Below are 17,113 nucleotides of genomic sequence, written 5' to 3'. Positions count from 1 at the left end.
GCGTCGGGGGCACGACCGTCGCGGGCGCAGGGGGCGCCACGGGAGCGCCCGGCGCCGGCGGGACGGGCGCGGATGCCGGCGGAGCCGGCGGCGCGGCGGCGGGCTGCACCGGCGGCATCACGGGCGGGACGGGCGCACCGGGCTCGTTCTGGTCACTCGGCGGGGTCGTCTGGCTCTCGGTCATCGGGGTCCTTCGGCAGGGTGCAGAACTGTTCGGCGAGAAGAGCCGCGGCGATCAGCACGATGGAACCGACCACGACGGCGACCGTCGCCACTGTAGACCCTACCGGCGGGGCGACCGGGCGAGACCAGAGGAAGGTCCCGAGCCCCGCGCCGAACCCGAGCAGGAGTGCCCCGAGCAGGCTGGAGGCCCGCGCCAGGGTCGCCGCACGCAGCGCCCGGAACGGATCGATGCGGGTGCCGCCGTGCACGCTGCGCCGCACGGGAAGGGCCAGCAGCACGACCACGACGGCGAGCACCACGAGCAGCACGGGCAGGAAGATCGACGGGGTGAAGGTCGCCTGCCCCGAGACGGTGAGGAAGTGGTCGACCGCGAAGCCGACCGCGAAGCCGAGCAGGACGAGCACCGCCAGAAGACCGGGCGAGGTGCGCCTCACGGTGTGCTCCCGCGGTCACCCGCGTCAGCGGCCCCACGGAGCGTCGCGACCAGGTCGGCGACCCGTCCACGGCCCGGCAGGACGGCATCCGGGTCGAGCGACAGCCACGGCTCCAGCACGAACAGCCGCTCCGCGGCGCGCGGATGCGGCACGTGCAGGTGCGGCTCCTCGCTGGCGAACGAGCCGTAGGCGATCAGGTCCAGGTCGAGCGTGCGGTCGCCCCAGCGCTCCCGGCGCACCCGGCCCTCCTCCTCCTCGACGGCGTGCAGCATGCCGAGCAGCACCTCGGGAGCGAGGCGGGTGGTCACCAGCGCGACGGCGTTCAGGTAGCGCGGGGCATCCGGGTCGGGGCCGCCGAGGTGCACGGCGACGGTCTCGATCGGCGCCGACATCCGCACCTCGTCGACCAGCGGCAGGCGGCGCAGCCGCTCGGCCGCACGCTCCAGGGTCTCACCGCGATCGCCGAGGTTCGAGCCGAGCGCGACGACGGCGACCTCGGGCTGCCGTCCGGGCCGCGGGTCGGGGAAGCCGGTCAGGTGCGTCAGGGTGCGATCGGGGCGCGGATGCTTCATACGTGCGCCCTCCCTCGCGTGACCGAGACCGACACATCGGCGAAGTTCAGGGGGATCGGCGCATGCGGCTTGTGCACGGTGACCTGCACGACCTGCACCCGGTCGTCCTCGATCACCGCGTCGGCGATGCGCTCGGCGAGGGTCTCGATGAGGTTCACCGGCTCGCCGGCGACGATCGCCGCGACCTTCTCGGCCAGCTTACCGTAGTGCACGGTGTCGGCGACGTCGTCGGATGCCGCGGCATCCCTCAGCGGCAGGTGCAGGGTCAGGTCGATCGTGAACTCCTGCCCGTCTCTGCGCTCGTGCTCGAATACGCCGTGGCGTCCGAACACGGTCAACCCGGTCAGCACGATCTGGTCCATGAAGTCCACGCCCCCAGCCTACGGCGGTCCTATGACAGACGCCCTTCGTCTCGCTCGGCCGCGGCTCCTGAGCGAGGAGCGCAGCGACGAGCCGAAGGGCGCTCAGCGACCGGTGAGTTCGCCGTCCCAGGCGCCGAGCACCGCGAGCGCGTCGCGCGTCGCGGCGACGTCGTGCACCCGCACCGCCCATGCGCCGGCCCGCGCCGCGAGCGCGCTGGTCACGGCCGTCGCCAGGTCGCGGCGCTGCTGGTCCACCGCTCCGGTCTCACTGGATGCGGGTGGTGCGCCCGGCACACCCACAACAGTTGAGACCGGAACGGAAGAAGCGCCCGCCGCACCCGCAACGGATGAGACCGGAGCGGAGGAGGCAGCGAGCGTCTCCGCGAGGAACCGCTTCCGCGAGGTGCCGATCAGCACGCGCGAGCCGAGCGCGACGATCTCGTCGAGGCCGCGCAGCACGTCCCAGTTCTGCGCGCCGGTCTTCGCGAACCCGATGCCGGGATCGAGGATCACGCGCGACGGCGCGATGCCGGCGGCCGCCGCGGCGGCGATCCGCTCGCGCAGCTCACCTGCGACCTCGCGCGCCGTGCGCACGTACTGGGCGCGCGCGTACATGTCATCGGACGGCCCCCGCCAGTGCCCGATGGCGATGTCGGCGCCGGTGGGCGCCACGGCGGCCAGCATCCGCTCGTCGGCGAGACCGCCGGAGACGTCGTTCACGATCCGCGCACCCGCCTGCACGGCGGCCACCGCAGTGTCGGCGTTGAGTGTGTCGACCGAGATCGGGATGCCGGCGTCGGCGAGCGTCTCGATGATCGGCAGCACCCGCGCCTGCTCCTCGGCCACCGGAACACGTGCAGCACCGGGCCTGGTGGACTCGCCGCCCACGTCGATCACGCTCGCGCCCTCGGCGCGCATCCGGTGCGCGTGCGCGAGCGCCTTCCCGGGGTCCATGTGCCGCCCGCCGTCACTGAACGAGTCGGGCGTGATGTTCAGGATGCCCCAGATGCCGGTCATTCCTGGCTCCACGCGGAGGGGCCGGGGCCCGCGCCGATGAGCGTGATCAGTTCGGTGCGTGCGACCGGATCGGCGTACGCGCCCCGCGCGGCGATCGTCAGAGTGGAGGCCTCGGGCTGGCGCCCGCCGCGCATGGTGACGCAGCCGTGCGTGGCATCCATCACGACCAGCACGCCGCGGGCGTCGAGGTGCTCGGCGATGGTGTCGGCGATCTGCTCGCCGAGTCGCTCCTGTACCTGCGGGCGTGCGGCGAGGATCTCGACGACCTTCACCAGCGCGCCGAGTCCGACGACCTGCTCCCCCGGCAGGTACGCGATGTGCGCGTGCCCGGCGAACGGCAGCAGGTGGTGCTCGCACACCGAGCGGAACCGGATGCCGCGCAGCAGCACCGCCCCGGAGGGCAGGGTCTCAGGAGCGGGCCCGCGCGACACGCTGATCGTGTGCGCGAGCGGCGCCGCCGGATCCTCATGCACGCCGGAGAAGTACTCCGAGTACAGCTCCGCCATCCGCGCCGGCGTCTGCCTCAGTCCGGGACGGTCGGGGTCCTCGCCGATCGCCTCGAGCAGCTCACGGGTGAGCCGTTCGACGCGTCGCTTGTCGACGGCCACGTCAGGCCGTCGCGGGCCGGGTGTGTCCCGCCTGCGGCTGGGGCCGCGTCGTTCCGGCGGGCGCCGCGGTCTGCGCGGCGATGCCGACCTCCGAACGCTTCGGCACGTCGATCGGGGGCTGCGCCGAGACCGGGCGCTCGTCGCTGGAGAGCCACAGCGGGCGCTCGGGCAGCTTGCGCACGTCGGTGAAGATCTCCGCGATCTGGTTGTGGTCGAGGGTCTCCTCCTCGAGCAGCGCCAGTGCGAGGCGGTCGAGGATGTCGCGGTTCTCGCTGATCACCTGGTAGGCCTCGTTGTGAGCCTGCTCGATGAGCGCGCGGACCTCGATGTCGACGCGCTCGGCGACCGACTCGGAGTACTCGCGTCCGCGGCCCATGTCACGGCCGGCGAAGGGCTCGCCGCCCTCGGATCCGAGCTTGACCGGGCCGAGCTCGGTGGTCATGCCGTACTCGATGACCATCTTGCGGGCGATGCTGGTCGCCTTCTCGATGTCGTTCGAGGCACCGGTGGTGGGGTCGTGGAAGACGAGCTCCTCGGCGACGCGGCCGCCCATGGCGTAGGTCAGCTGGTCCTGCAGCTCGTTGCGGGTGACCGAGTACTTGTCCTCGAGCGGCAGCACCATCGTGTAGCCGAGGGCCTTGCCGCGCGGCAGGATCGTGATCTTGGTGACCGGGTCGGTGTGGTTCATCGCCGCTGCGGCGAGAGCGTGGCCGCCCTCGTGGTACGCGGTGATGAGCTTCTCCTTGTCCTTCATCACGCGGGTGCGGCGCTGCGGGCCGGCGATCACGCGGTCGATGGCCTCGTCGAGGGCGCGGTTGTCGATCAGCTGCGCGTTCGAGCGGGCGGTCAGCAGCGCGGCCTCGTTCAGCACGTTGGCGAGGTCGGCACCGGTGAAGCCGGGGGTCTTGCGGGCGACGACCTCGAGGTCGACGCTCTTCGACAGCGGCTTGCCCTTGGCGTGCACCTCGAGGATGCGCTGGCGGCCCTTGAGGTCGGGGGCGTCGACGCCGATCTGGCGGTCGAAGCGGCCCGGGCGCAGCAGCGCCGGGTCGAGGATGTCGGGACGGTTGGTGGCCGCGATCACGATGACGTTCGCGTTCGGGTCGAAGCCGTCCATCTCGACGAGCATCTGGTTCAGCGTCTGCTCGCGCTCGTCGTTGCCGCCGCCGAGGCCCGCGCCGCGGTGTCGGCCGACGGCGTCGATCTCGTCGATGAAGATGATCGCGGGGGCGTTCTCCTTGGCCTGGTTGAACAGGTCGCGCACGCGGGACGCGCCGACGCCGACGAACATCTCGACGAAGTCCGAACCGGAGATCGAGTAGAACGGGGCACCCGCCTCGCCGGCGACGGCACGGGCGAGCAGGGTCTTACCGGTTCCGGGAGGGCCGTACAGCAGCACGCCCTTCGGGATGCGGGCGCCGATCGCCTGGAACTTGGCCGGGTCCTGCAGGAACTCCTTGATCTCCTGGAGCTCCTCGATGGCCTCATCCGAGCCGGCGACGTCGGCGAACGTGACCGTCGGGCTCTCCTTGTTGACGAGCTTCGCCTTGGACTTGCCGAACTGCATGACCTTGCTGCCGCCGCCCTGCATGGAGGAGAGCAGCCACCAGAACAGCAGGCCGAGGATGATCATCGGCAGGAAGATCGACAGGAAGCCGCTGAACCAGCTGGGCTGCGGCACGACGTCATTGAAGCCGTCCTTGGGCTCCGCGGCGTTGACAGCCTCGACGATCTCGTCGGCGCGCGCCTGCGTGTAGTAGAACTGCACGGCGGTGGAGTCCTTGAAGGGCTTGGAGAGCTCCATGTCCACACGCTGATCACCGTCGGTGGTGATCACCTTGGTCACGGTCGTGCCCTCGAGCAGCTTCAAGCCCTCTTGGGTGGTGATCGTCTGCGGTGCACTGAGGTTCGAGATCAGCAGGAAGCCGCCGAACAGCAGCAGGCCGATCAGCGCCACGTAGATCAGCGGGTTCCGGGAGACCTTCTTGACATCCATGATCGGATCAGCGTACCGCCCGAACCTGTGGCATCCGCTGGGATTCGCCGTGGGCGGACAGCTCAGCTGTAGACGTGCGGGGCGAGGACGGCGACGTCGCGCAGATTGCGGTAGCGCTCGGCGTAGTCGAGGCCGTAGCCGACCACGAACTCGGTCGGGATGTCGAAGCCGACGTACTTGCAGTCGATGTGCACCTTCGCCGCCTCGGGCTTGCGCAGCAGCGCGAGCACCTCGATCGACTCCGCACCGCGGGACTCGAAGTTCTCCAGCAGCCAGCTGAGGGTGAGGCCGGAGTCGATGATGTCCTCGACGATCAGCACGTGCTTGCCGTGCAGGTCGGTGTCGAGGTCCTTGCGGATCTGCACCACACCACTGGACTTGGTGCTGGCGCCGTAGCTGGACACCGCCATGAAGTCGATCGGCGCGTGCATCGGAAGGGCGCGCGCGAAGTCCGCCATCACGACGAAAGCGCCCTTGAGCACACCGACCAGCAGGAGATCCTTGCCCGCATAGTCGGCGGCGACTCGCGCCGCCAGCTCGTCGAGCTTCTCTCGGATCTGCTCCTCGGTGACGAGGATCTCTGAAAGGTCGTCCTGGATCTCAGCGGCGCGCATGGATCGATTTTAGGCGACGGATGCCGGGCATCCGCACTACTGTGAGCGGTGATGCGGGCGCCCGTCCCGCAAGGGGAGCAGGATATGGACATCAACGACATCCTCAAGCAGGTGCCGATCGACGACATCGCCCAGAAGTTCGGGGTCAGCCCGGATGTGGCCGCGCAGGCCGTGAAGGAGGGCGGCGCAGCGCTGCTCGGCGGACTCGCGAAGAACGCCGAGACCGACGAGGGCTCTGCCGCGATCGAGAAGGCGCTGAGCCGGCACGAGGGCTTCTCCGGGGCATCCTCGGTCGACGACGTCGATCAGGCCGACGGCGAGAAGATCGTGAAGCACGTGTTCGGCGAGAAGGAGACGGATGTCGCGCAGGCGCTGAACGCCTCTGAGAAGACGGCCGGCGGCATCGACTTCGGCAAGCTGCTTCCGGTGCTCGCACCGATCGTGCTCGGGCTCATCGCGAACGCGAACAAGGGCAAGGCCGCGGGCGGCGGTGGCGGCATCGGCGACGTCATCGGCGGTCTGCTCGGGGGCGGAGAGGGCGGCGCTCAGCAGGGCGGCGGCCTCGGCGACATCCTCGGCAACCTCGGGGGTCTGCTCGGCGGCGGCTCGCAGGGCGGCTCCGCCGGCGGCGGTCTCGGCGACATCCTGGGCGGCCTCTTCGGCGGTAAGAAGTAACGAGTTCCCAGCGGCGGTCGGGGCGGATGCTCCGGCCGCCGCTTCGTTCTGCGAGCTCCCGTCGCAATCGAGCACAGTCCGCGGCCGAAACACCGTGCCGAATCGCGACGGGAACAGCGAGCGCGGGCCCCGCGAGACGCTCCCGTCGCAAATAAGCACAGTCCGGGCGCGAAACACTGTGCCGGAATGCGACGGGAACAGCGAGCGCCCGGCCCGCGAGCGCTCCGGTCGCAAACGAGCACAGTCCGGGCGCACAACACTGTGCCGGAATGCGACCGGAACACGGGCGGCGGCTCGCGCGACTCGACTCAACGATTCGCGCTGCGCGGTCAGCGGGCGGTGAAGACGATGCGCCCGCCGGTACGGCGGGCGGCGCAGCCCGGCAGGTCGATCGGGCCCTGCCCGGACCAGTCGGTGACCAGGCGCGCGACCTCGAGGGTCTGGATGCGAGTCAGGCTGACCCCGAACTCGCTGCCGACGACGAGCCGGATGATGCGGTTGCGCAGCGCGGCCGGATTGGCCGCGAGCGCGGCGACGCTCACCGAGATGCCCGCCTCGGCGTGCTCGACGATGTCCTCGATGGTCTCGTGGATCATCTCGTCGAACGCCTCAGCGTCCTCGCGGAGCTGTTCGGCGGTGCGGGCGAGGGCCTCCGCGATCCCCGGTCCGAGTTCGGTCTCGAGCACGGGCAGCACCCGCTCGCGTACGCGTACGCGGGTGAAGCGCGGGTCGACGTTGTGCGGATCGTCCCAGAATTCCAGACCGGATGCCGCGCACGCGGCGCGGGTGGTCTGACGCCGGACGCCCAGCAGCGGGCGCAGCCACACCGTGCCGTCCTCGTCCTCCCGACGCGGCGCCATGCCCTGCAGGCTGGTGGCACCGGAGCCGCGCACCAGTCCCAGCAGCACGGTCTCAGCCTGATCGTCGAGGGTGTGGCCGACGAGCACAGGAGCGTTCTCAAACGCCGCGGCCGCGCGCAGCGCCGCGTGCCGGGCATCCCGTGCCGCGGCCTCCGGTCCGCCGGCGGACTCGACATCGACGCGCACGACCTGCGCCCGGATCCCGAGGCTCTCAGCTGTGGCGGCGGCCCGCGCTGCAGCATCCGCCGATCCTTCCTGTAGACCGTGGTCGACCGTGACGCTGACCACGTCGAGCCCGCGCGAGCGGGCCTCGAAGGCGGTCGCGGCGGCGAGCGCCAGCGAGTCGGCGCCGCCGGAGAGGGCGACGATCACGGTGCCGCTCTCCGGGAGCGTCGCACGCACGGCCCGGCGCACTTCGGCGACGGCGGGGTCGAGGGATCCTTCTGCCACATCCCCACGGTAGTGGCCCGGTCGCCCGGAGTAGGCTTGTGGGCGGCATCCCACCGTCTTCCGGCATCCGCAGATGCCGTCAAAACAAGGAGAGAACGCATGGGCGCACACGACGCCGTCATCGAGATCCCGCGCGGCAGCCGCGTGAAGTACGAGGTCGACCACGAGACCGGTCGGGTGCACCTCGACCGCGTGCTCTACACGACCTTCGGGTACCCGGCCGACTACGGCTACTTCGACGACACCCTCGGCGAGGACGGCGACCCGCTCGACGTGCTGGTCCTGCTCGACCACCCGATCTACCCGGGCGTCGTCGTGAACGTGCGCCCCGTGGCCGTGCTGAAGATGAGCGACGAGGCCGGTGGCGACGACAAGCTCGTGGCAGTGCTGTCGAAGGACCCGCGCTGGGCGCACATCCACGACGTGGACGACCTGCCGCAGCACACCAAGGACGAGATCTCGCACTTCTTCGAGCACTACAAGGACCTCGAGCCCAGCAAGTGGGTCAAGGTCGACGAGTGGGGCAACGCCGCCGAGGCGGAGCGGATCCTGAACGAGGCGATCCAGCGCTTCGCCAACGAGGGTCACTGACCTCTCGCCAGATACGAGAATCCCGCGGACCTCAGGTCCGCGGGATTCTCGTTTGTGCCGGGCGCTCAGACCGAGACGCCGCGCGCCGCCATGAAGGTGATCGGATTGATGGTGCCGCCGTTCTTGTACACCTCGAAGTGCAGGTGGCAGCCGTTGGATGAGCCGGTCGTCCCCGCGTAGGCGATGACCTGACCGGCACGGACCGACTGTCCATAGCGCACGGCCAACCCGCCCGGGCGGATGTGCCCGTAGCCGGTGCCGATGCCGCCGCCGTGGTCGATCTTGACGTAGTAGCCGTAGCCGGAGTGCAACGTGCCGTTCAGCCCCGAGTACACGACTCGACCCGACGAGGCTGCGTAGATCGGAGCGCCGCAGCCGTTCGCGAGGTCGACGCCGCGGTGGAAGCTGGAGCAGCCCGAGCACGGGCTGGGGCGCGGGCCGTAGCCCGAACTGCGGTGTCCGCCGTGCGGACGCACCCAGCCGCTGGAGCTGGGCTTTCCGCCACCGCCACCACCGCCGCCACCGCCGCCCTGAGCGGCGAGACGGGCGGCTTCTTCGCGACGACGCTTCTCCTCCGCTGCCTTGCGGACCCGCTCGCCCTCTTGGTAGGCGGCGACGGTCTTCGTGGTCTGGTCCTGGAGCGCGGCGAGCTGCGCCTGCAACGTGGCGAGGTTCGCTTCGCTCTCTTCGAGCGCGGCCTGAGCGGCGTCCGCTGCCTGCTGCGCCGCGACCATCTTCTGCTCGGCGACCTTCTGCAGGCGGTCGCGCTCGTCGCGCGCGACGCGTGCCCTGTCGCTCAGCGCCTGCGCGGAGTTGCGTGCCGCGACGGCGTTGTCGTACACCGACTGGTTGTACTCGAGGAGCTTGTCCATCGTGCCGAGGCGCGACAGCAGCCCGTCGGCGTTCGCGGCCGATCCGCTGAAGAAGAGCTCGAGGGTGGAGTCTTCACCGCCGTTGCGGTAGAGCTGCGTGGCGACCTGTCCTGCCTTCGCCGACGTCTCCTCGGCGAGCTTGGCCTGCTCCTCGGCCTGAGTCTGCAGATCATCCGCCTGCTGCGCGGCGTCGAAGAAGCTCTGCTGGGCGACGTAGAACTCCTCGCCCGCCTTCTCGGCAGCGGCCCTGGTCTGCGCGACCTTGGTCGTGAGGCCCTGGATCAGGCCCTGGATGCGGGTGACCTCGCCGGCCTTCGCCGCCTGGTTCGCCTTGGCCCTCTGCACGTCGTCCCAGCTCGGGTAGCCGGCAGCGTGTGCTGCGGTCACGCCGGCACCGGCGCCGAAGATGCCGAGCGCGGCGACACTGAGCGCACCGATGGTCAGCGCATTGCGGCGGGTCACGCCGTTCTGCGTCCAGAGGCTGCGTCGCTCGCCAGGAGTCGGAGCGCACCCGCAGTCGGCGTCTGCTGACGCATCGGCGGGGTATCTCTCGTCGTTCACACGGCTCCTTTCGCCGGTTTCACAGCTGCAACACTAACAACATCCGTCACAACTGCAACAGGCGTGCGTGGGCGTCGCGCTCGCTGACAAGTGCCGTCGGGCACGGCTCACCACCTCCTATGGTGCCTCGAAACACGCCCGAGCGACAGAGGGCACGCCCTCGATTCGCGTTTTGGGAAGATCTTCGCTTATGCTTGAGCGTCGGCAAGGAACGCCCCCAAGGCAGACCTTCGGCCCCATCGTTTAGCGGCCTAGGACGCCGCCCTTTCACGGCGGTAGCACGGGTTCGAATCCCGTTGGGGTCACTCATCCGATACAATTGAATAGTTATGGCCCTGTAGCGCAGTTGGTTAGCGTGCCGCCCTGTCACGGCGGAGGTCGCGGGTTCAAGTCCCGTCAGGGTCGCTCCTAGCGATGAGCCTTCTTTCGAGGAGGCTCTTCGTCTAAGACGCGGCAGATCATGATGTGCCGTGAGGCTCTGTAGCTCAGTTGGTAGAGCGTTCGACTGAAAATCGAAAGGTCACCGGATCGATGCCGGTCGGAGCCACAAGGACCGTCGTTACAACGGTCCCAGAAACCCTCGCGTAGCTTCTACATCGCGGGGGTTTTGCTTTCCCCTGGTGAGGAGCGGTTTCTGAGGCGTCCTCCCGGGCTGATCCGGCCCGGCTGCTGAGCAGTCGAAGCCCCGGTCGTTGAGCGAGCGCAGCGAGACGGAACGCGCCGCTGCCAGAGCTTGTGCCGGGATTGTGCCGGGAACTCGGGAAGTGGCCCTTGGTCTCAAGCAATTCTCCAACGGGTCGTTGGCCAATCAGATGTCCAACGAGCCGTTGGACTATTTGTGCAACGACCCATTGCACACGAGCCACTGGCACCGACGGCCGGCGATCTGCGTCGACGCAGGTCAGGACCTGATCTGCGCAGCAAGCTGCTGGACATGGGGCAACGCGCCGGGCAATGCGAAGGCCAGCGGGCTCGCAGGAACACACCCGGCCCCGGCCGAGTCGAGATGTTCGGCGCCCGGGAGCTGTCGAAGTCCTAGTGACACGGGTATAGGCAGTTATAGCGGGATCTAGTGGTTCGCTATAAGTCCCTATAAGTCCCTACATGTCACGGTCACCAATCGTCGCGCTCCCGATGAACAACGGGCTGCGTGTAGTCCTCACACGATCCAGCAAGCTGCTGGACAAGTTGGGCAACAGCTCCGTTGCGCCAACGGCATCGATTCGCGGCGCTGAACGAGTCAACCGTGACGGAGCACCTCATCAGCCGCGCGAGCGGCGGGATCTGCCTCGAATCGCCGAATGCGGTGGGCCCAGACCCGCGCGTCGAGATGCCCGACCCCGTCCCGGATTGCCTGTCTTGCCGTCTCGACCGTAGCCGGCTCGTACGTGTTGTTTTGATCGAAGTAGAAGTCGAGATAGAGCCCCTGATTGAGGTGGAACTTTCCGGTGTTCTGCAGGTACGACCAGATCCGCATCTCGTCGTCTTCCCAGGCAACCCAGACCGCACGCCCGCGGTCATTGCGCACCAGGTAGAGGTTCATGTCGTCATCCTTCCCCAGAGCGTGCTTGCTCCGCACCGCGCTGCAGCGTTTGTACCCGATTAGGACTACAAATGCTGCCTCCGGCCACCGACGTCGGACGCACGAGCAATGCTGAAGTCAACGGAGTAGTTCCGGAAGGAGGAGCCATGCTCACAGTCGCTCAGCCGAAGGTTCGCGCGTGGAACGACGTGGAGTGGCGCGACCGCTACCTGCACATCATTGACGATGACGAGCATGCGGCCGACATGCTGGCCGAGGTATTCTCCGGAGTGGACCAGCGCCACCCATTCGCGCTCTGTGGCGTCAGCCTGGTGTGCTTCGGCCCCAATCGGTCCGCTATGGACGCACAGCCATACTGCCCAGAGTGCCTCGCGCTCTGCGGCCCGGAAGACAGCGCCGGCGAGTATGTGCCGGAGCGCGCGCGACCGGCGCCCACATTTCACATGTGAGGGCGTTTGATCATCGAGACCACTGTCGCGTGATTCGGCATCACCTTGACGCCGAGCGCCTCCGCAATCTCCTGAGGAACGACGTCGGGATCCCTTCGAGTGAAGTAGCACACAGACAGCCTCACGCGGTGTTCTCTTGCAGCCTTCGTTACAGCAGGCTCGAATTCGTATGCCGCTGCCTTTGGATCCGTCCCGCGCACAGCGAACTGCAGTCTCGGCACACCACGGACTGCATCGTTCCCGTCCGCGGCGATCCAAACTGCGAGCACAGCAGCGTCAGCTGCGAGCGACTGCCCGACAAGTTGGGCTTTCTCGGAGCTCATGTCCTGACGTTTTGTCCGCTGCACCTCGAGCACCACAATGTTCATCGTTCTTCTCCTTGCTTCTTTCTCTCGTCTGCTGAAAACAGTTGGTCGAGCGCCCGCCCCGCTCGCACTGCCACATCCGCACGCGCCCTGCTGTATTTCTCAGTGACCTGCATGCTCGAATGCCCAAGCACAGCCTGGACGTCGTTCGCTGCCGCCCCGGCGTCGAACAGCATCGTGGCGAGTGTGTGCCGCAGGTCGTGAATGCGAAGATCCTCTCGATCGAGCTTCACCCTGATCGATTTCCAGTCGACGGCGCGTCTGACGTTGGAGCCATTCAGCTTCCCGCCCCGCGGCCCGGTGAACACGAGTTCCGTGCGGCGCTTCCCCTGCATCGCAACCGTGAGATGGGGCCGCAGCTTGGCGGGAAGCGGCACCGTGCGCTCCTTCCGGCTCTTCGGTGACTGCTCCACAATCTGCCCGGTGCGTCCGGTCGACAGACTGCGCCGGACATGAATCACGCCTGCCGTGAGGTCCACGTCACCGACCTTTAGCGCTGCCCCCTCCCCTGCGCGCATGCCCGTGTATGCGAGAGCCGCGATGTACCGGCGATATACCCCGTCTTCGATGGACGCGATGAGCAGATCGACCTCCTCTGTCGTGAGTGCCCGCGAACGAAGGCTGTGGTGAGCTTCCGGTCGTGGCCGACGGGCGAGGCGCGCCAGATTGAGAGGGATGATCTCAGCACGCATCGCGTTGTCGAGAAGCCGGCTTAGGAACGCGAGGGCGTCAATGCGCGTCGACGCGGAGCCGTCCCATCCGGCAATCGCCGCCTCGATGTCGCCGACGGTGATCGCTTCGAGCTTCTTGTGCCCGAGCCACGGCTTCACCCGCTTTCGCCAAGAGACGTCATATGCGCGGGCCGTCGACGGTCTGACGCTGTCCCGGATCGCTGGCCACGCCTGCGAGTGCCATCCCGAGAGGGTCATTGCGCCGTCAGGCTTGATCCGAGTCTGCGCCTCAGCGCGGAACCGCTTTGCTTCAGACAGCGTCGGCACGAGGAAGCTCCGCTCTCGCCATTCACCATTCAGCCCGATGGCCCAGACCCTGACCTGATACCGATTCCGATCCGCGCGGTAGCGGATGCCCTCTGGGAGAGGCTTGCGCGTCTTCGGATCGAGCCTGGCGTTATTCGAGACCACGAGTGCCGCCAGACTCGAGAAATGCTTCGATCGTCGATGCGCGCCAAAGCATGTGCTTGCCCATGTGAGCATCCGGGAACGGGACTCGCGCCTGCCGCCGCAGCGAGTCGAACGTCGACAGCGGGACCCGGCACCGCGCTGCGACCTCTCGACGAGTCAGGTATGCGTCCAGCTCTTCCAGGTCCGTCGCCGCACCATCGTCGACGAGCTTCATCTGGTCAATCATCCTTCTCTCCTTCCTTTGTGTTGAACTGCACCCGCCGTGCGTCTCTCCACTCCCGAGCCGCCCGTGCAGCATCCATCGCCAGGGCGCGATCGCCTTCGTTGAGCCAGCCCATGCCTGCGAAGCTCCACGAGCCGACGACCAGCACCTCTTCGATCTCGTGCCCTTCCTCGCGCGCTTCCTCGATGATCCGATCGAGTCGCCACCTCCTCCGCGCCTCCCTGAGGGAACCGAGCGTCACCGAATAGCGCCGAGACTTCGACGAGAAGTGTCCTCGGAAGCCGAGCATGTGCGACCACTTGCCAAGGAACGCGTAGGCGCCGTCAGCGTCGTCCTCGGCGATGAGTTCGGCGGTGCCCTTGAGCCGTCTGACGTGCGCCCGTCCGTCTGCCCGCCCATCGAGGTCTTCAGTCGCCTTGGTCGCGTACTTGGCGATGTAGGCGGCCACGGCTCGATCCGACAGAGCCCCGCCCAGCCCCTCCCGACGAACGATCGAACGCACGTCGAGCTGGACGCCCCAACGGAGGATCCGTCGAGTTCCCTCCCCGGGAACCAGAGGAGCTTCGAAGGCTGTGGCGCGCGCGGCAGAGCGGATGGCTGCGATCAGCTCGCGCTCCCCCGCGTCGGCTGGTGGCGGAGGAAATTCTTCCGTTTCGCTCACGCCATCGAGACGGATGATCGCGTGGAAATGCACGGCACCACGCCGCTGAAACTCGGCGACCTTCGCGAACTGAAGCCGGACGTGTTCAGCAGCTACCCGCTGAGTGAGTCCGAGTTCCCGCGCAAGATGGCGCCTGAGCAGGATCGTGAATCGCCGCCAAAGCTCTGGCGCGAAGAACTGCCACACGATGTGCCCGGCATAGTCGTAGCACTCGGCACACATCGGATCCCCAAGAACCGCGTCTCCCTCCGCGTGCTCACAGCGGCATCCACGATCGATGCCATGAGCGCACTTTCCCCGCCGCGAGGATCCAGCTGGCGAATGGACCGCCCCGAACGATGGAGCCGTGAGAGTCAGGAACACCATCGGATGCTCCGCTACGCCCTCGGGCACCCCCTTCATCCCACCGGCTGCACCGGCCATGATCATGTGCCACGTGTCACCCTTGTACTCATGGCTGCATGATTCGCAACGGCGTGCACGGCGATTCCCACACCGGACGTAGGTCAGTCCGTCGGGCTGACGTGACGTCGCAAATTCGCGCAGGACCTCGCCTGTGCCTCCGTCCATCGTCGCCGACGACCCGACGAGACGAACGGGGTTCGAGCAGAACCCGACGCGAGCGGCGCCGGCCATCCACCGATCGAAGTCCGGGCTCCGGAGCCGGGACGCGACGACCTCACCGAGCGTCATCATCCACCACCACCGGGAAGGCACAACCGACAACCCGCACGGCACCATCCACACCGTCGGAGAGCACCGGGCGGCACACTTCGTCATCAAGCCCATCCGCGCGTCGCTGCGTCTGCCAGGCGAGAATCTCGCCATCCGAACACGAGAGGTTGGCGATACGTCCGTACTCCGGAGTACTGCTGACGAACGCGGACTCGTCATATCCCGCTGAGAACGACTGCGAGGCACGATCCCATGTCATGGTCAGGTTGCACGGAACCGGCTTGGGCCCACGCTCCGCGGCGGACACGCGGCTGTCTACGCCCGCGACAGCTGCCCCTACGAGCACGCCTCCCCCGAAGAACGCGATCGCTCCAACAACTCCGGCAATGATCATCGTCGCCTTGACTGACTTGTTCATGACTCCTCCTGCTGTTCGGTGTTCTTCCTGGGACGACGAGTACGAGTGCGCCGCGGAGCAGGTTCTTCTTCCTGAACCGGGACCGTGACAGGCCGCGGATGCGGTGCGAAGTACGCCAGAGCTGCCTCACGGATCTGCTCATCGGGTGCGAACGCTGCGCGAACTCGCTCTGGCGCGGCCCCCGTCTCCGGGAGGACGTAGGCCATTCCCGGAGTGGTCGGCGAGATCTCATGACACAGTGCGCCGGCGGCAACCGCACCCTCACCTAGAACCATCGCGGTCTCGATTCGATCGCGAAGCCTCAGCCCCACGGTCTGGGTGAAGAGTCCGCGCGCCGGGAGCGTCTCCTTCCTCGGGTCCTGCAGACAGGCGAAGAGCACGAAGCCAACCGCCCGCCCCTGAGATGCCAGAGTCGCTATCGCCGCATTCGCACGCCTGAGCATGTCCCTGTCCGTCTCATATGCCGTGAGTGCCGCGAGTTCATCGATGAGTACGATCACCGTCGGACTGTCGATCGATGCCGTGTGCTGCCTGGTGCGCCCGGCAAGCGAGCGCGCCCGAGCCTGCATCTGCTCCACCGCCTCCTCGAGCAGCACAACCGAATGCGCAGCATCGTCGGCGAAGCGGGTCAGCAGGTCACGCCCCATGGCGAGTTCCATGCCGCCCTTGCGGTCGATCCCCCAGACCTCGATGAGGCCCTGATGGATTGGCTGGGCCAGCCCCAGGAGGAGCCCCCAGACCAGTGATGCCTTGCCGCTGCCGGACGAGCCTGCGACGAGCGTGTGAGGACCGATCGGCATACGCCACTCCGCTCCACTCTCGGTGACGCCCATGAGCACGGTCTTCCCGTCCCATGCGCCTCCGAGTGGGAACGAGAAGGGCTGCCCGAGAACGTCGACGTACTCGACGCTCAGGGCGAGCGCCCCGATGCGATCGCCCAGGACCGTCACTCGAACCGCGCCGAGGGCCTGCGCGATGTGACCAGTTGCAGCTACAAGGTCTTCCCGGACCAGCCCCGCAGGAAGGACGACAGGCACCACGCATGACCATTCGGACCACACCGGCCGGCCCACACCTGCGACGACGGGATTGCCCGCGAGATCCCGCACCTCGAGACGAAGGTTGCGCGCGAGCCCCGTCCAGTTCTCGCGAATCCATTTCGACGTGCGTGCCTGCCACCGCTTGTGCGCAATCTGGTCGAAGTGTCGAACCGCGATGATCCTGCGGACGATGGCAGCGACGGGGATCGACACGATCAGCAGATTCATCACCTGTCCGACGCCCGGGATCATTCCCACGAAGGAAAGCAGGATCACCGCGAGGAGAACCCACTTTCCGACCCGCCACAGCTTCGGGATCTCCCACGCCCAGTACTCACGCTCGGCAGTCCAGGACCAGTTCATCACTCACCGCCGCGGGGCTTGCCGGCAGGCTTCATCTCGCTCGCCCGGAGCGAGAACGCGACACGGGGGCGCCCGCCCGTCTCCTTCACGTAGGGCGTGACCGAGAGGCCCTCGAACATCACCGGGCGGAAGGGCAGTCCGTTCGCTTCCGGCGGTGCGGTCGGCTGCGAGATGCTCGCGATCTTGACCGTGACCTCGTTCTGACCCTTGCGAGCTTCGGGATCCGCGTCGATGACGCGCACCTGCCACAGCGGCTTGCCGCTCGACTTGTCTGCGTCCTGGCCCTGCCGCTGGCCGTCGTCCGACCACTTCACGACGGCTTCGACCTCGCCCACCATGTACGCGCCACGCGGGAAGTAGGCCTCGAAGCTCACCGGGATTCCTGACTGAAGTGCCATCTTGCTCCTCCTTCGTCGTTGTTGACGACATCAGGATCTAC

21 protein-coding genes and 3 tRNA genes are annotated in these 17,113 nt (G+C 67.7%); 6 read left to right on the top strand and 18 right to left on the bottom strand.

The annotated features are described in order from the left end of the window. The 8 genes from DY023_RS18140 to hpt all read right to left on the bottom strand — a co-directional run. Positions 1–184, bottom strand: a 184-nt coding sequence (locus DY023_RS18140) for a hypothetical protein (RefSeq protein ID WP_220347229.1), incomplete at its 3' end; no start/stop codon positions are given. Further along, positions 153–617 (bottom strand): DUF3180 family protein, encoded by a 465-nt coding sequence (locus DY023_RS04140; RefSeq protein WP_116241085.1) that lies wholly within the window; start codon positions 615–617, stop codon positions 153–155. The genes DY023_RS04140 and DY023_RS18140, both read right to left, overlap by 32 nt. Continuing rightward, positions 614–1,189, bottom strand: coding sequence for a 2-amino-4-hydroxy-6-hydroxymethyldihydropteridine diphosphokinase (gene folK / locus DY023_RS04135; protein WP_116241084.1), 576 nt, complete (start codon positions 1,187–1,189; stop codon positions 614–616). The genes DY023_RS04140 and folK overlap by 4 nt, the downstream gene beginning before the upstream one ends. Then, positions 1,186–1,551 (bottom strand): dihydroneopterin aldolase, encoded by a 366-nt coding sequence (folB, locus tag DY023_RS04130; RefSeq protein ID WP_116241088.1) that lies wholly within the window; start codon positions 1,549–1,551, stop codon positions 1,186–1,188. Before folB ends, folK begins: the two co-directional genes overlap by 4 nt. A 102-nt stretch (positions 1,552–1,653) precedes the next feature. After that, entirely contained in the window at positions 1,654–2,568 is a 915-nt protein-coding gene (gene folP, locus DY023_RS04125) for a dihydropteroate synthase (protein ID WP_116241083.1), read from the bottom strand. Further along, the gene (folE, locus tag DY023_RS04120; RefSeq protein ID WP_116241082.1) at positions 2,565–3,176 is read right to left on the bottom strand and encodes a GTP cyclohydrolase I; all 612 of its coding nucleotides are present in this window, start codon (positions 3,174–3,176) and stop codon (positions 2,565–2,567) included. Before folE ends, folP begins: the two co-directional genes overlap by 4 nt. 1 nt (position 3,177) lies before the next feature. Then, on the bottom strand, positions 3,178–5,172 hold the full coding sequence (ftsH, locus tag DY023_RS04115) for an ATP-dependent zinc metalloprotease FtsH (RefSeq protein WP_116241081.1): 1,995 nt from the start codon (positions 5,170–5,172) through the stop codon (positions 3,178–3,180). 62 nt (positions 5,173–5,234) lie between these two features. Beyond that, complete coding sequence (gene hpt, locus DY023_RS04110; RefSeq protein WP_116241080.1) at positions 5,235–5,786, bottom strand: hypoxanthine phosphoribosyltransferase; 552 nt, start codon at positions 5,784–5,786, stop codon at positions 5,235–5,237. A gap of 84 nt (positions 5,787–5,870) precedes the next feature. Here hpt and DY023_RS18355 point away from each other — a divergent pair, with 84 nt between their 5' ends. Next, positions 5,871–6,461 carry a DUF937 domain-containing protein gene (locus tag DY023_RS18355; RefSeq protein WP_116241079.1) on the top strand — a complete coding sequence of 197 codons (591 nt, stop codon included), beginning with the start codon at positions 5,871–5,873 and terminating at the stop codon, positions 6,459–6,461. 329 nt (positions 6,462–6,790) lie between these two features. Here the strand turns inward: DY023_RS18355 and tilS are convergent, their stop codons facing one another. Further along, positions 6,791–7,771, bottom strand: coding sequence for a tRNA lysidine(34) synthetase TilS (gene tilS / locus DY023_RS04100; protein ID WP_116241078.1), 981 nt, complete (start codon positions 7,769–7,771; stop codon positions 6,791–6,793). A gap of 99 nt (positions 7,772–7,870) precedes the next feature. Here tilS and ppa point away from each other — a divergent pair, with 99 nt between their 5' ends. Further along, a complete protein-coding gene (gene ppa / locus DY023_RS04095; RefSeq protein WP_116241077.1) occupies positions 7,871–8,362 on the top strand; it encodes an inorganic diphosphatase in 492 nt (163 codons plus the stop codon). A 65-nt stretch (positions 8,363–8,427) separates the two neighbouring features. Here the strand turns inward: ppa and DY023_RS04090 are convergent, their stop codons facing one another. Then, positions 8,428–9,795, bottom strand: a complete 1,368-nt coding sequence (locus DY023_RS04090) for a M23 family metallopeptidase (RefSeq protein WP_116241076.1) — start codon at positions 9,793–9,795, stop codon at positions 8,428–8,430. 232 nt (positions 9,796–10,027) lie between these two features. On the opposite strand from DY023_RS04090, the gene DY023_RS04085 reads away from it, so the two are divergent. From DY023_RS04085 to DY023_RS04075, 3 genes are all read left to right on the top strand, one after another. Next, positions 10,028–10,100: transfer RNA gene (locus DY023_RS04085), tRNA-Glu, on the top strand. 26 nt (positions 10,101–10,126) lie between these two features. Beyond that, positions 10,127–10,200 (top strand) — tRNA-Asp (locus tag DY023_RS04080). A 69-nt stretch (positions 10,201–10,269) separates the two neighbouring features. Continuing rightward, positions 10,270–10,342 (top strand) — tRNA-Phe (locus DY023_RS04075). 693 nt (positions 10,343–11,035) lie between these two features. Here DY023_RS04075 and DY023_RS04070 read toward each other — a convergent pair. Continuing rightward, positions 11,036–11,338 carry a hypothetical protein gene (locus DY023_RS04070; protein WP_116241075.1) on the bottom strand — a complete coding sequence of 101 codons (303 nt, stop codon included), beginning with the start codon at positions 11,336–11,338 and terminating at the stop codon, positions 11,036–11,038. 146 nt (positions 11,339–11,484) lie between these two features. Between DY023_RS04070 and DY023_RS04065 the strand changes: the two genes are divergently transcribed. Beyond that, positions 11,485–11,787: a hypothetical protein gene (locus DY023_RS04065; RefSeq protein WP_116241074.1), complete on the top strand. Its 303-nt coding sequence runs from the start codon at positions 11,485–11,487 to the stop codon at positions 11,785–11,787. Here DY023_RS04065 and DY023_RS04060 read toward each other — a convergent pair. Genes DY023_RS04060 through DY023_RS04035 form a run of 7 tightly spaced genes read right to left on the bottom strand, consistent with a single transcriptional unit; the run spans position 11,778 to position 17,072 of the window. Then, complete coding sequence (locus tag DY023_RS04060; protein ID WP_116241073.1) at positions 11,778–12,155, bottom strand: hypothetical protein; 378 nt, start codon at positions 12,153–12,155, stop codon at positions 11,778–11,780. The genes DY023_RS04065 and DY023_RS04060 overlap by 10 nt on opposite strands. Next, a complete protein-coding gene (locus tag DY023_RS04055; protein ID WP_181905717.1) occupies positions 12,152–13,294 on the bottom strand; it encodes a tyrosine-type recombinase/integrase in 1,143 nt (380 codons plus the stop codon). The genes DY023_RS04060 and DY023_RS04055 overlap by 4 nt, the downstream gene beginning before the upstream one ends. Next, on the bottom strand, positions 13,281–13,520 hold the full coding sequence (locus tag DY023_RS17915; RefSeq protein ID WP_181905716.1) for a helix-turn-helix transcriptional regulator: 240 nt from the start codon (positions 13,518–13,520) through the stop codon (positions 13,281–13,283). Before DY023_RS17915 ends, DY023_RS04055 begins: the two co-directional genes overlap by 14 nt. Then, on the bottom strand, positions 13,513–14,871 hold the full coding sequence (locus DY023_RS04050; protein ID WP_342770980.1) for a replication initiator: 1,359 nt from the start codon (positions 14,869–14,871) through the stop codon (positions 13,513–13,515). Before DY023_RS04050 ends, DY023_RS17915 begins: the two co-directional genes overlap by 8 nt. Beyond that, positions 14,858–15,271: a hypothetical protein gene (locus tag DY023_RS04045; RefSeq protein WP_116241070.1), complete on the bottom strand. Its 414-nt coding sequence runs from the start codon at positions 15,269–15,271 to the stop codon at positions 14,858–14,860. Before DY023_RS04045 ends, DY023_RS04050 begins: the two co-directional genes overlap by 14 nt. Then, complete coding sequence (locus DY023_RS04040) at positions 15,268–16,674, bottom strand: FtsK/SpoIIIE domain-containing protein (RefSeq protein ID WP_116241069.1); 1,407 nt, start codon at positions 16,672–16,674, stop codon at positions 15,268–15,270. Before DY023_RS04040 ends, DY023_RS04045 begins: the two co-directional genes overlap by 4 nt. Next, positions 16,674–17,072: a plasmid replication, integration and excision activator gene (locus DY023_RS04035; RefSeq protein ID WP_116241068.1), complete on the bottom strand. Its 399-nt coding sequence runs from the start codon at positions 17,070–17,072 to the stop codon at positions 16,674–16,676. The genes DY023_RS04040 and DY023_RS04035 overlap by 1 nt, the downstream gene beginning before the upstream one ends. Positions 17,073–17,113 lie beyond the last annotated feature (41 nt).

The sequence above is a fragment of the Microbacterium bovistercoris genome, from assembly GCF_003387575.1.
Lineage (GTDB): Bacteria > Actinomycetota > Actinomycetes > Actinomycetales > Microbacteriaceae > Microbacterium > Microbacterium bovistercoris.
This window is presented reverse-complemented; position numbering and strand designations above follow the sequence as displayed.

What these genes read in the sequence shown, in the direction of transcription:
- folK (WP_116241084.1), bottom strand. Translation starts at nt 1,189, where the DNA reads ATGAAGCATCCGCGCCCCGATCGCACCCTGACGCACCTGACCGGCTTC.
- folB (WP_116241088.1), bottom strand. Translation starts at nt 1,551, where the DNA reads ATGGACCAGATCGTGCTGACCGGGTTGACCGTGTTCGGACGCCACGGC.
- folP (WP_116241083.1), bottom strand. Translation starts at nt 2,568, where the DNA reads ATGACCGGCATCTGGGGCATCCTGAACATCACGCCCGACTCGTTCAGT.
- ftsH (WP_116241081.1), bottom strand. Translation starts at nt 5,172, where the DNA reads ATGGATGTCAAGAAGGTCTCCCGGAACCCGCTGATCTACGTGGCGCTG.
- hpt (WP_116241080.1), bottom strand. Translation starts at nt 5,786, where the DNA reads ATGCGCGCCGCTGAGATCCAGGACGACCTTTCAGAGATCCTCGTCACC.
- DY023_RS18355 (WP_116241079.1), top strand. Translation starts at nt 5,871, where the DNA reads ATGGACATCAACGACATCCTCAAGCAGGTGCCGATCGACGACATCGCC.
- ppa (WP_116241077.1), top strand. Translation starts at nt 7,871, where the DNA reads ATGGGCGCACACGACGCCGTCATCGAGATCCCGCGCGGCAGCCGCGTG.
- DY023_RS04070 (WP_116241075.1), bottom strand. Translation starts at nt 11,338, where the DNA reads ATGAACCTCTACCTGGTGCGCAATGACCGCGGGCGTGCGGTCTGGGTT.
- DY023_RS04065 (WP_116241074.1), top strand. Translation starts at nt 11,485, where the DNA reads ATGCTCACAGTCGCTCAGCCGAAGGTTCGCGCGTGGAACGACGTGGAG.
- DY023_RS04060 (WP_116241073.1), bottom strand. Translation starts at nt 12,155, where the DNA reads ATGAACATTGTGGTGCTCGAGGTGCAGCGGACAAAACGTCAGGACATG.
- DY023_RS17915 (WP_181905716.1), bottom strand. Translation starts at nt 13,520, where the DNA reads ATGATTGACCAGATGAAGCTCGTCGACGATGGTGCGGCGACGGACCTG.
- DY023_RS04050 (WP_342770980.1), bottom strand. Translation starts at nt 14,871, where the DNA reads ATGACGCTCGGTGAGGTCGTCGCGTCCCGGCTCCGGAGCCCGGACTTC.
- DY023_RS04045 (WP_116241070.1), bottom strand. Translation starts at nt 15,271, where the DNA reads ATGAACAAGTCAGTCAAGGCGACGATGATCATTGCCGGAGTTGTTGGA.
- DY023_RS04040 (WP_116241069.1), bottom strand. Translation starts at nt 16,674, where the DNA reads ATGAACTGGTCCTGGACTGCCGAGCGTGAGTACTGGGCGTGGGAGATC.
- DY023_RS04035 (WP_116241068.1), bottom strand. Translation starts at nt 17,072, where the DNA reads ATGGCACTTCAGTCAGGAATCCCGGTGAGCTTCGAGGCCTACTTCCCG.